Here is a 12,688-nt window from a genome sequence, read left to right as displayed (position 1 = left end):
GACGCCCCTTTTCTTTCAACTCAACAACCCGAGATCAGCGAGATGAAACCGAACGATAACTCCTGGGTGCTCATCACAGGTGCTTCAAGCGGATTTGGCGAGGAGTTTGCCCGGCAATACGCCGCCCAAGGGAAATCTCTCGTCCTGGTAGCACGCAGGCTGGAAAAGCTCGAATCGCTATCAGCGCAATTGCGCGAACGTTTCGGCGTTGATGTCATTGTCGAGCAAGTAGACCTTTCCTCGATCCCGGCAGTCATCGAACTGCACCAGCGGCTGCGCGAGCGCGAAGTCGTGATTGATGTGCTCATTAACAATGCGGGGCATGGCTTGCAGGGACCTTTCCTGGATCAGCCCCTGGACCAGGCCCTGGCCATGATTGATTTGGATATCGCCAGTCTGACAGCCCTTACACGACTCTTCGCGGTAGACATGCGGGCCCGCAAACGTGGACACATCCTGATGGTCGCAAGCCTGTTGTCCTTTCAGGGTGTGAAGAGTTTCGCTGTTTATTCTGCAGCGAAGGCCTATGTACTTCGTTTCTCGGATGCGCTTCATCGTGAACTCAAAAACGACGGCATCGTCGTGACCGCACTTTGCCCTGGGATGTCGGACACCGGGTTTGCAGAAAGCGCCAGGCAAACGCTCACGCCAGCCTTGAAAATGGTCATGATGCAGCCCCAGCCCGTTGTGGCAGCGGGAATCCGTGCATTGCAAGCCGGACGCATGAGTGTCGTACCAGGCTTTGGCAACAAGGCTGTTACCGTCCTGACCTGGGCCACACCTCGCCGGTTTCACCAGGGTCTTATGGCACGCATCATGGGTGTCTGAGCAGGCCATGCAGCAGCCCTTGCAACACTCTACGCAATCACCATCATCAATATCTTCGTCACAGTCGACTCGCCCACACCAAACGCCGGGTAGCATGCGCTCCCGGCTTTTAGAGCAGCACTCAATCAGAAGCGATAGCTGAGTGAAGTGCCAAACCCGCTCGCACTGTTTTTGTACTTGGAGCTGTAGGCGCCGCGGGTCACCGACGCATCGTTGACCGATACGCTCTCCTCCCAGAGATAGGAATAAGCGACGTCGATCGTGACATCTTCCACTGGCGTCCAGCCGGCCCCGAAGCTGAGCACCTTCCGGTCGCCGGTAGGAATACGTGGTCCGCGGTTGGTATTGTTGGCAGGCGATTGGTCAACCGAAAAGCCTGCACGCAGCACCCACTGATTATTCAACCGATACGCCGTACCGATAGCGTGGGCCCACGTGTCATGCCAATTCTGCTCTTCACTGATGGTACCCAACTGGCCGCTCAACAACGGCGGCAACCCCGAGTTTTCGATGGTCAGCTCCTTGAAGCGACTCCAACGTGTCCAGGTGCTGCCCAGGTAAAGCGTCCAGTCCGTGTTGAGCTGGTGAGTCACCGAGAAGTCCACCGCCTCCGGGGTATCCACATCCAGCGAAGCGTCATAGCTGCGCCCACTAACCCCTACCAGGCTGAAGATGCCGTCGCTGACTTTGGTCTTGGCATCCAGGTGATAGCTGACCTTGGAATGGTACGTCAGCCCCAAGCGGGTTCGATCTGTAGCCTGCACCAGGACGCCAGCATTGAAACCCAGGGCCGTGTCGTCGCCTGTGCTTTTGAGCTTTGCGTCATTGCGGCCAGGGCTGAGTGGATTGGGCACCATGCCTGATATCTCACCGCTGATACGGTTAATCGTGGGGCCGAACCCGATCGACACGATGTCGTTGAAGGCGTAGCTGATCGTAGGCTGAAACGTGAGTGTCTTGACCTCGCTCTTATTTGCGTAATAACGCCCGGCAAAATCGCTGCCGTAATCGGTAATCAAACCGAACGGCACATAAAAACCAACGCCGAACGCCCAGTGCTCATCAACGGGTTTGACGTAATAACCCATCGGCACCGTGGTCGTTGGCACCATGTCATCGCCGTCCTGACCGCCGAAGGTGCTGCGGGTCTGGCTTATGTCGGATTTCGCGAACAGCGTCGCCGCTCCCAGGCTGAACTGCTCCTTCTTCAAGCGAGACATCCCCGCCGGATTACCGAAGACCGTGCTCGCATCTTCGGCGGAAGAAGAACGACCGGCAAATCCCGAGCCCATCCCACTGATGCTTTGTTCATTGAGCGCGAAGCCGCTGGCAAATACATGGGAAGTTGCGAACACAAAGCAGAGACCCACCGGGGTCTTGAGCAATATTTTTTTCATTATTAGAACTCTGGAAACGTAGCGCGGGTAATGGGAGCAGTGGTTTTGTATTACGTGAAGATCGCCACGGTCTGGCGTGCCCAAAGCACACGCCGGCCGCTTTCGTCCCAGATTTCCATGTCCTGGAGCGAATAGCCTTCCAGCGCTTGCTGGCTAAAGGAATTGATCAGGAACCACTCACTGGCGACGGCCGGCTGCGGCAGGTCAATCATCCAGGACGCAGAACTGATGGCAGCGGGTTCGGTGAAGCAGGTCATGGCCGCTGGCGGCAAGCTGTCAGCCAATGCAATCAAGGCGACCGCCGGATCTACGCCCCGAGCATCCAGGTGGCGTACCCACATCAGTAATTCCGGATTATCAGCGCCGGATACCGGCAGAGAACCGCCCGCAGGGCGCATCTCAAAGTTATAGGCGCAGGCCGGCGCGATCTTTCTGTCCAGCTTCAATGGCGCGTACCGGGACGGCCCCTCTACAAGCGGACGGCCCCAGGCATCATGGGCAATACAACTCGCCCGCGGCTGTGCGAATAGTAGGGTCGTGCGCAACGCCAGGTCGTCGCCCGACAAGCAGTCGACCGATACGGAGGTGACGGATCGTCCTTGACGCAACACGCTGACATCGAATGTCTGGGCCTGCGTGACCGGGCCTATGAACGACACCTGGGCGGACTTGAATGGAGGAAAACCTGTCGGACGCTCAAGCAAAACCGCTTGCAGAGACAGCGCAGCGGACAGCCCGCCAAAGATCGTACGGCCCTGCTGCCAGTTGGGTGGAGACACAAATGGCGCATCCGGATCGAATTGCTGCAGCAATTGGGCGAAGCTCGTCATGTCGACGTTCTCAGGACTAAGAGCAATACGCCATATCTTATTCATGTGACCATTTGTGTCAATAGTCACAATCAAGATAAACAATTACCTTTGTCAGCCCATCATGACCGAGCACTGAAATCGATTGGAATGCGTTGCTTGGAATCGTCAGCCCAAGGTCACGGCATGAGGCTACGCAAGATGAGGTTGGCGGTGAGCGTGGGAGCCTCTTCGATGACGTCAAGGCTGTACTGCAGCAGCAAAGGGTTGACGAAAGGCCGAAGCGCCAAGTGGATCGCGTCTACTGTCTCGTCCAGTGGCGTCTTGCGTTCAAACTCACCGAGTTCTCGCCCCTCGCGTACGACTTGCAATACGAAGCCTTTGATCCGGGCGTCGTAACCCCGTGAACTGGGCCAGTGCTCCGAGGCAGAGAACGCAGCAATGTCGTAGAGCTTGCGATCATTGAAGAACAGGTTCACGCCCGTGGTAACCAGGGTTTTGACCAGGCGTCGAAAACGCTCCGTCGACGAGAGTCCTTCTTCGTTGATGGCCTGCTCCACAGCTGCAACGATTTCGGCCAGGCAGCGAGTACAAATAGCTTCGCCAATCGCCTGCTTGGAGTCGAAAAACTTATAGATGTATGCCTTGGAAAACCCGATGGCCTTGGCCAAGTCAGAGACTGTGGTCTTGCCGTAGCCGTATTGACTGAAATGCTCATTGGCCGCCGCGACGATCTGGTCTCGGATGTCGTGATCGGCCGGGCCTCGGGTGCTGGGCGAAGGTAGGGATGACTGGTTCATGGGGGCAGCTTACGCATCCTGAAGTCGGTTGACAACTTGTGACCAGGTCGTGATTTCGTCACATTTTGCCCATTCCCCAGAAATTGCCCCCCTGCGCCTGCTATTTGGCGAAAAGCTGGCTCATATCCTTGAACGCCTTGAACTCCAGCGCATTACCGCAAGGATCGAACAGAAACATCGTGGCCTGCTCCCCCACCTGCCCCTTGAAACGTATGTAGGGCTCGATCACGAACTCGGTGCCAAAGGATTTCAGCCGCTCGGCCAACGCCTCCCACTCCTGCCATCCCAAAACGATGCCGAAGTGAGGGACCGGCACGTCATGCCCATCTACCGGGTTGCTGTGGACGCTCTCTTGAGAAGCGGTCTTTGGCTGTTCATGAATCACCAACTGGTGGCCATAGAAGTTGAAGTCGACCCAATGGGCACTGGAGCGGCCCTCTTGTAGCCCAAACACTTCGCCATAAAAGGCCCGAGCGCCTGGAAGGTCGTAGACAGGGATTGCGAGGTGGAAGGGAGAAAGGCTCATCATGGCTCCTGTTGCTTTTATAAGGACCGGACCATCGTAAGGCCGGGCTAAAAACAAGAAAAACAATATATTTCTCTCAATAACACAATTAATATTTATGAATGATAAAAGAACTCAAGACCCTTATTGCCGTAGCGCGGGAAGGTACTTTCGCTGCCGCAGGCAATAAAATCGGCCTCACACAGGCCGCGGTCAGCGCGCAGATCCAGCGCCTGGAGGCCGAACTCGGCTTCGAGATCTTCGACCGCAAGGGCCGCTCGGCCCACCTTAATCGGATGGGCCATCAAGTACTCCTGCAAGCGCAAGAGTTGCTGCGTCTCTACGACAATCTCGGCACAAGCACTGCCGGGCTTGCACCTAGCGTCCTGGTGAACATCGGCGCTATCGCGTCGGTGCAGCGCTCCTACCTGCCAGACGCGCTCGCCAGGTTTCACCAGCAATGCCCGCAATGCCGCACGCGCGTGCTGCCTGGCGTATCGATGGAGTTGCTCAACCTGGTGGATGCCGGGGAAATCGACATGGCCGCCATCATCCGCCCGCCTTTCTCGCTGCAAAGCGATCTGCGCTGGAGGCCCCTGGCACTGGAGCCCTATCGACTGATCGTACCAAGCGCACTACCCGGGGAGGACTGGGCCGAACTGCTTGGCGGTCAACCCTTCATTCGCTATGACCGTGCATCGTTCGGTGGCCGGCAGGTGGACCGCTTCCTGCGCAAAATGCACTTCACCTTGCATGAAGTCTGCGAGCTGGATGAATTGGAGGCGATTATCAAGCTGGTTGGAAACGGCGTTGGCGTGGCCCTGGTGCCGCAAACCGCGACTCACCATAAATGGCCGCAGGGTGTACGCGCCCTCGACCTCGCAGAGCACACCTTCCACCGTGAGATCGGCCTCGTCCACCGGGCTCGACAAAGTCTCAACGAACCCGCAGGAAGACTGGTGCAACTGATCGCGGAGCAAGCCCAGGCCAACCCGGTATGAATCCCCTGCATCGACCCAGACAAAAACCAATGCGCAGGGCTCAAGGTTTTTGTCGAGCGGATGATCTATACCTTCAAGTACACGCAGCCAGGCCAAGACAACATACTGGCGTGTCCTGATAAAACGACCGCGGCGCCCCGCTTCAAGTGCGCTGCGTCACATAAGACGTCGGCCTGCAAGACGCTGTTTGCGCGCCAAGCATCCTTTGAATGGCGTACCCCCCTTCCAATGCCTGAAGTACCGATCATGAGCCTGAGCAAACGCGCTTTGAATGCCCCCACCAGAACACTATCCAGGCTTTGTCTATTACTGCCGCTGTTGGTTGCACACAACGCGCGCGGTGAACCCCTGGAGATAGAACTGCACATCCTCGACGCGCCGCCGCTGACGTTCGTCAATGACCCCAGGGGGCACGGAATCGTTGGTGATGTCGCCGTCGCGGCCATGACCAAGGCCGGGTACACCGTAAAAATCCATGTGCTGCCCTGGGCCAGGGCTCAGAAACACGTCAGCGAAGAACACGACCACTTGATCACACCCCTCTCGCGCATACCCACTCGTGAGGATCGTTTTACCTGGATCGCCTCGATCATGCCCATGGAACGAGCTTTTTTCAGCCTTGAGCGGCGGGTGAACAGCTTCGCCCAAGCGAAAGAAACCTACCGCAAGATCGGCGTCGGCCTGGGCAGTGCGCAGGAAGATATCCTGCGCACCGAAGGTTTCAGCGATGAGCAGATCTATCCGCTGGCCATTGGCGACAACCCCGCCCAGCTGCTCTTGATGGGGCGCATCGATGCCTGGTTCAACGGCGTGCCCGAGAGTCGATACATCTGGCCGAAGGTGTCTAAACGCAAACTGCTCATGAGTCGGGTCGGCAGCAGCGCCGATCTTTACCTGGCCTGCTCGAAACAATGCGCGCCCAAAATGGTCGAGGATTTACGCGAAGCGGTTGAAGCGCTTCGGGCGGATGGGACGCTCAAGCAAATCCATGACCTCTATTTGCCGCAATAGGCCGCGACCCATCAATACATTTGATAGCAAAGAACCCAAGCTAGCCCTGAAACGGTGCAGTGTGTTCAAGGTTTGCGTGAGTCATTGCGGCAAGGGAGCTTGCTCCCGATTGGGCGCCAGGAGCTCATAAACAGGGGCTGCCAGGCAGCCCGGCGGGAACAAGCGCCCTCGCCACGGTTCCTCGGCTTCCAAATAGTGGCACACATCGCCGGACTAGAGGCCTTGTCGATGGCTTATATCATTCTGAATGATAGTTACCTTTGCTTCATTCGATTCGTTCCTCTGCCTTGCTCCACGCATCATCCGCCCATTCTCAATACATTGGCGGATGCTATCCATGGAACATTCACTTTCAAAACTGCGTTTTCCTCTCGCGCTGCTGGCGGTACTGGTGATGAGCGCCTGCGGCAAGACTCCCGACACGGCAGCTTCCATGCCGCCAGCCAAAGTCAGTGTGGCCAAGGTACTGGAACAACCAGTCAACGAATGGGATGAATTCACCGGACGCCTTGAAGCGCCGGAAACCGTCGAAATCCGTCCGCGGGTATCCGGACAAATCGACGAAGTGGCCTTCACCGAGGGCGCGCTGGTCAAGAAAGGCGACCTGCTGTTCCAGATCGACCCGCGCCCCTTCCAGGCTGAAGTACGTCGTCTCGAAGCCCAACTGGCCCAAGCCCGTGCCACCGCCACCCGCAGCGAGAACGAAGCCCAGCGTGGCGAACGCCTGCGTCTGAGCAATGCCATTTCCGCCGAGCTGGCAGACTCGCGCACCAGCGCCGCCCAGGAAGCCCGCGCTGCCGCTGCGGCGATCCAGGCACAACTGGACCTGGCCAAGCTGAACCTGAGCTTCACCCGTGTCACCTCGCCCATCACTGGTCGCGTCAGCCGGGCAGAAATCACCGCAGGCAACCTGGTGACCGCCGACGTCACCGCGCTGACCAGCGTGGTCTCCACCGACAAGGTCTACGCCTACTTCGACGCCGACGAACGTGTCTTCCTCAAGTACACCCAACTCGCCCGCCAAGGCCAGCGCGGCCAGGCCACGCCGGTCTACATGGGCCTGTCCAACGAGGACGGCAATCCACACCTGGGCCAGATGAATTTCGTCGACAACCAGGTCAACCCGCAGACCGGTACGATCCGTGGCCGGGCCGTGTTCGACAACAAGGACGGCACCTACACCCCTGGCCTGTATGCCCGACTGAAGCTGGTGGGCAGCGGCACTTATTCCGCCGTGCTGATCAACGACGAAGCCGTGGGCACCGACCTGGGCAAGAAATTCGTGCTGGTGATGGACGCCGAGAACAAGCCGGCCTACCGCGCCGTCGAGCTGGGGCCGAAGATCGAAGGCCTGCGCATCGTGCGTAACGGCCTGAGCAAGGACGACACCATCATCGTCAAGGGCCTGCAGCGGGCTCGTCCAGGTTCGCCGGTCACACCTGAAACCGTGCCGATGGCCAGCGACGAAACCATTGCCGCCCTCGCACAACAACGTAAAGCGCTAGAAGCCAGCAACCTGCCCCAAGTCGCGCCATCCAAGGACGCGTCAGGGGCGGCAGGCAAACTGGCCGCTGCGACCCCACGCGGTTAAGGGACTGAATCCAAGATGAAATTTTCCCAGTTCTTCATTTCGCGGCCGATCTTCGCAGCGGTACTTTCGCTGCTGATCCTGATCGCCGGCGCCATCTCGCTGTTCCAATTGCCGATCAGCGAATACCCGGAAGTCGTGCCGCCGACCGTGGTCGTGCGCGCAAACTTCCCAGGTGCCAACCCCAAGGTCATCGGCGAGACCGTGGCCGCTCCTTTGGAACAAGCCATCACCGGCGTCGAGAACATGTTGTACATGTCCTCGCAGTCCACCGCCGATGGCAAGATCACCCTGACCATCACCTTCGCCCTGGGCACCGACCTGGACAACGCCCAGGTGCAGGTGCAGAACCGCGTCACCCGGACCGAGCCCAAGCTGCCGGAAGAAGTGACCCGGATCGGCATCACGGTGGACAAGGCGTCGCCCGACCTGACCATGGTCGTGCACTTGACCTCGCCGGACAAACGCTACGACATGCTCTACCTGTCCAACTACGCCCTGCTCAACATCAAGGATGAGCTGGCGCGCCTGGGCGGCGTGGGTGATGTGCAGCTGTTCGGCATGGGTGACTACTCCCTGCGGGTCTGGCTGGATCCGAACAAGACCGCTTCGCGCAACCTGACCGCCACCGACGTGGTCACCGCGATCCGCGAACAGAACCGCCAGGTGGCTGCCGGCGCCCTGGGTGCGCCGCCAGCGCCCAATGCCCAGGCTTTCCAGCTGTCGATCAATACCCAAGGGCGCCTTGTGAATGAGGAGGAGTTCGAGAACATCATCATTCGTTCCGGCGCCAACGGTGAGATCACTCGCCTGAAAGACATCGCCCGGGTCGAACTGGGCTCCAGCCAATACGCTCTGCGTTCGCTGCTGGACAACCAGCCGGCGGTGGCGATCCCGATCTTCCAGCGTCCAGGCTCCAACGCCATCCAGATCTCCAACGATGTTCGCGAGAAAATGGAAGAGTTGAAGAAGGGCTTCCCGGCCGGGATGGACTACAGCATTGTCTATGACCCGACGATCTTCGTCCGCGGTTCCATCGAGGCAGTGGTGCACACCCTGTTCGAAGCGCTGATCCTCGTGGTGCTGGTGGTGATCCTGTTCCTGCAGACCTGGCGTGCATCGATCATTCCGCTGGTGGCTGTACCGGTGTCGCTGATCGGTACGTTCGCGGTGATGCACCTGTTCGGCTTCTCGCTGAACGCCCTCTCATTGTTCGGCCTGGTACTGGCGATCGGTATCGTGGTGGACGACGCCATCGTGGTGGTGGAGAACGTCGAGCGAAACATCGAACTGGGGCTCACCCCAGTGGAAGCGACCAAGCGCGCCATGGGCGAAGTGACTGGTCCGATCATCGCCACCGCCCTGGTGCTGTGCGCGGTGTTCGTTCCGGCGGCGTTCATCAGTGGCTTGACCGGACAGTTTTATAAGCAGTTCGCCCTGACCATCGCCATCTCGACAGTGATTTCGGCGGTCAACTCCCTGACCCTGTCGCCAGCCTTGGCTGCCGTGTTGCTCAAAGGCCATGACGCGCCCAAGGACCGTTTCTCGAAGTTTTTGGACAAGCTCTTCGGTGGCTGGCTGTTCCGTCCGTTCAACCGTTTCTTCGAGCGTGCCAGTCACGGTTACGTGGGCACCGTCGCCCGAGTGATTCGTAGCAGCGGCATCGCCCTGGTGCTCTATGCGGGCCTGATGGTGTTGACCTTCTTCGGTTTCTCCACCACCCCGACCGGTTTCGTGCCCGGCCAGGACAAGCAATACCTGGTGGCCTTCGCCCAATTGCCGGACGCCGCGAGCCTGGACCGTACCGAAGACGTGATCAAACGCATGTCGGACCTGGCCCTCAAGCAACCGGGGGTTGAAAGCGCCGTGGCCTTCCCGGGCCTGTCGATCAACGGCTTCACCAACAGCCCGAACGCCGGCATCGTGTTCGTGACCCTCAAGCCCTTCGACGAGCGCAAGGACCCGAGCATGTCGGCCGGCGCCATCGCCGGAGCCTTGAACGGCCAGTACGCCGGGATCCAGGAAGCCTACATGGCGATCTTCCCACCGCCGCCAGTACAGGGCCTGGGCACGATCGGTGGTTTCCGCCTGCAAATCGAAGACCGAGGCAACCTGGGCTACGACGAGCTGTACAAAGAAACCATGAACATCATCACCAAGAGCCGCAGCGTGCCGGAACTGGCCGGGTTGTTCACCAGCTACACCGTGAACGTGCCCCAGGTCGATGCTGCCATCGACCGTGAAAAAGCCAAGACCCACGGCGTGGCCGTCAGCGACATCTTCGACACCCTGCAGATCTACCTGGGTTCGCTGTATGCCAACGACTTCAACCGTTTCGGCCGCACCTACCAGGTCAACGTCCAGGCCGAGCAGCAGTTCCGTCTCGAGTCGGACCAGATCGGCCAGCTCAAGGTGCGCAACAACCGTGGCGAGATGATCCCGCTGGCGACCTTCATCAAGGTCAGCGACACCTCGGGGCCGGACCGCGTGATGCACTACAACGGCTTCATCACCGCTGAAATCAACGGTGCCGCCGCCCCGGGCTACAGCTCCGGCCAGGCTGAAAAAGCCATCGAGAAACTGCTCAAGGACGAATTGCCCAACGGCATGACGTACGAGTGGACCGACCTGACCTACCAGCAGATCCTCTCGGGCAACACCGCGCTGTTCGTGTTCCCGCTCTGCGTACTGCTGGCGTTCCTGGTGCTCGCGGCCCAGTACGAAAGCTGGAGCCTGCCATTGGCGGTGATCCTGATCGTACCGATGACCCTGCTGTCAGCGATTACCGGGGTGATCCTCTCCGGTGGCGACAACAACATCTTTACCCAGATCGGCTTGATCGTACTGGTGGGGCTTGCCTGCAAGAACGCGATCCTGATCGTCGAGTTCGCCAAGGACAAACAGCTCGAAGGCATGAACCCGCTGGCGGCGGTCCTCGAAGCGTGCCGCCTGCGTCTACGGCCGATCCTGATGACCTCCTTCGCCTTCATCATGGGCGTGGTGCCCCTGGTGTTCTCCAGCGGCGCGGGTGCGGAAATGCGCCATGCCATGGGTGTGGCGGTGTTCTCCGGGATGCTCGGCGTGACCTTCTTCGGCCTGCTGCTCACCCCCGTGTTCTATGTACTGATCCGCAACTTCGTCGAGCGCAGCGAGGCCCGCAAGGCGGCCCGGGCTTTGAAACTGGAGGCGCAACAATGAGTTTGAAAGCGTTCATGCCGAGCTTGCTGGTATTGGCACTGAGTGCCTGTGCCGTGGGCCCGGACTACAAGGCCCCGCAAACGGAGGCGGCGAACATCACCACCGCCACCGACGGCGCCGCCGGCCAGAAGAATTTCGACCGCGCCCGTTTCGAAGGCATCTGGTGGCAGCAATTCGACGACCCGACGCTCAACGCGTTGGTGACTCGCTCCCTGGAAGGCAACCGCGAGTTGCGCGTAGCCTTCGCCCGCCTGCGGGCAGCCCGGGCGATTCGCGATGACGCCAGCAATGACGCCATGCCCACCATCACTAGCCGCGCCAGCAGCAACCTGGGCAAAGGCCAGGTCCCGGGGCAGACCACCGACCGGGTCAATACCGAGCGTTACGACCTGGGCCTGGACATGGCCTGGGAGCTGGACTTGTTCGGACGCATCCAGCGCAACCTGGAAGCCACCGATGCCGACCAGCAGGCCGCCGAAGCCGATCTCTATCAGTTGCAGGTGACGATGATCGCCGAGCTGGTGGACGCCTACGGTCAACTGCGCGGCGCCCAGCTGAGGGAAAAGATCGCCCTGGCGAACCTGAAGAACCAGCAGGACTCGCGCAAGATCACCGAAAGCCTGCGTGATGCCGGCGTCGGCGACCAGCTCGACGTGGTCCGCGCCGATGCCCGCCTGGCCTCGGTGGAAGCCAGCGTCCCGCAGTTGCAGGCCGAACAAGTGCGCCAACGCAATCGCATCGCCACTTTGCTGGGTGAGCGCCCGGACAAATTGAGCGTGGACCTGAGCCCGAAACAGTTGCCAGCCATCGCCAAGGCCCTGCCCATCGGCGACCCGGGTGAGCTGCTGCAACGGCGCCCGGACATTCTCAGCGCCGAACGCCAACTGGCCGCTGCCACGGCGCGCATCGGCGTGGCCAAGGCTGACCTGTTCCCACGGGTCAGCCTGAGCGGTTTCCTGGGCTTTACCGCCGGACGCGGCTCGCAGATCGGCTCCTCGGCCGCCAATGCCTGGGCGCTGGGCCCGAGCATTACCTGGGCCGCCTTCGACCTGGGCAGCGTGCGGGCTCGCTTGCGCGGTGCCAGCGCCGAGGCGGACGGTGCCCTGGCGACCTACGAACAGCAAGTGCTGCTGGCCCTGGAGGAATCGGAGAATGCCTTCAGTGACTACGGCAAGCGCCAGCAACGGCTGATCTCGCTGATCCGTCAGAGCGAATCGAGCCGTGCCGCCGCCGACCTGGCCGAGATTCGCTACCGCGAAGGCACCGTGGACTTCCTCGTGCTGCTCGACGCCCAACGTGAACGCCTGGCCGCCGAAGACACCCAGGCCCAGGCGGAAGTGGACCTGTACCGCGGCATCGTCGCGATCTACAAGGCCCTGGGTGGCGGCTGGAAACCGGAGACCGTTGCCAGCAACTGATCCGCCCTGCTCAACCGAGCTCCTTTGGTTGGCCGCAACCAACCAAATCCTTGCCCCGCGTTTTCATTCGGACGCGGGGCTTTTTTTCGCCAGCGACTCCACAGATTCAGCATTCAGCACAACCCCTGTGGGA

At 60.0% G+C, this 12,688-nt stretch carries 10 protein-coding genes; 6 read left to right on the top strand and 4 right to left on the bottom strand.

The window, feature by feature from the left end:
* Nucleotides 1–42: 42 nt before the first annotated feature.
* Nucleotides 43–828: an SDR family oxidoreductase gene (locus DTP52_RS23065; RefSeq protein WP_109755467.1), complete on the top strand. Its 786-nt coding sequence runs from the start codon at nucleotides 43–45 to the stop codon at nucleotides 826–828.
* Nucleotides 829–953: 125 nt separating this feature from the next.
* On the opposite strand, the gene DTP52_RS23060 is transcribed toward DTP52_RS23065, so the two are convergent.
* The 4 genes from DTP52_RS23060 to DTP52_RS23045 form a co-directional block, all read right to left on the bottom strand.
* Nucleotides 954–2,225, bottom strand: a complete 1,272-nt coding sequence (locus tag DTP52_RS23060) for an OmpP1/FadL family transporter (RefSeq protein ID WP_109755404.1) — start codon at nucleotides 2,223–2,225, stop codon at nucleotides 954–956.
* Between the two features lie 50 nt (nucleotides 2,226–2,275).
* Nucleotides 2,276–3,100 carry a thioesterase family protein gene (locus tag DTP52_RS23055; RefSeq protein ID WP_232201563.1) on the bottom strand — a complete coding sequence of 275 codons (825 nt, stop codon included), beginning with the start codon at nucleotides 3,098–3,100 and terminating at the stop codon, nucleotides 2,276–2,278.
* Between the two features lie 113 nt (nucleotides 3,101–3,213).
* Entirely contained in the window at nucleotides 3,214–3,834 is a 621-nt protein-coding gene (locus DTP52_RS23050; protein ID WP_109755402.1) for a TetR/AcrR family transcriptional regulator, read from the bottom strand.
* 100 nt (nucleotides 3,835–3,934) lie between these two features.
* Nucleotides 3,935–4,360, bottom strand: coding sequence for a VOC family protein (locus tag DTP52_RS23045; protein WP_109755401.1), 426 nt, complete (start codon nucleotides 4,358–4,360; stop codon nucleotides 3,935–3,937).
* Between the two features lie 101 nt (nucleotides 4,361–4,461).
* Here DTP52_RS23045 and DTP52_RS23040 point away from each other — a divergent pair, with 101 nt between their 5' ends.
* The 5 genes from DTP52_RS23040 (at nucleotide 4,462) to DTP52_RS23020 (ending at nucleotide 12,555) form a co-directional block, all read left to right on the top strand.
* Entirely contained in the window at nucleotides 4,462–5,340 is an 879-nt protein-coding gene (locus DTP52_RS23040) for a LysR substrate-binding domain-containing protein (RefSeq protein ID WP_109755400.1), read from the top strand.
* Nucleotides 5,341–5,586: 246 nt separating this feature from the next.
* On the top strand, nucleotides 5,587–6,351 hold the full coding sequence (locus DTP52_RS23035) for an ABC transporter substrate-binding protein (RefSeq protein WP_109755466.1): 765 nt from the start codon (nucleotides 5,587–5,589) through the stop codon (nucleotides 6,349–6,351).
* 337 nt (nucleotides 6,352–6,688) lie between these two features.
* A complete protein-coding gene (gene mexE / locus DTP52_RS23030) occupies nucleotides 6,689–7,942 on the top strand; it encodes a multidrug efflux RND transporter periplasmic adaptor subunit MexE (RefSeq protein ID WP_109755399.1) in 1,254 nt (417 codons plus the stop codon).
* Between the two features lie 15 nt (nucleotides 7,943–7,957).
* Nucleotides 7,958–11,137, top strand: a complete 3,180-nt coding sequence (locus DTP52_RS23025) for an efflux RND transporter permease subunit (RefSeq protein ID WP_003202298.1) — start codon at nucleotides 7,958–7,960, stop codon at nucleotides 11,135–11,137.
* Nucleotides 11,134–12,555 (top strand): efflux transporter outer membrane subunit, encoded by a 1,422-nt coding sequence (locus DTP52_RS23020; protein WP_109755398.1) that lies wholly within the window; start codon nucleotides 11,134–11,136, stop codon nucleotides 12,553–12,555. The genes DTP52_RS23025 and DTP52_RS23020 overlap by 4 nt, the downstream gene beginning before the upstream one ends.
* Nucleotides 12,556–12,688 lie beyond the last annotated feature (133 nt).

This window comes from Pseudomonas sp. 43mfcvi1.1 (assembly GCF_900115935.1).
Lineage (GTDB): Bacteria > Pseudomonadota > Gammaproteobacteria > Pseudomonadales > Pseudomonadaceae > Aquipseudomonas > Aquipseudomonas bijieensis.
This window is presented reverse-complemented; position numbering and strand designations above follow the sequence as displayed.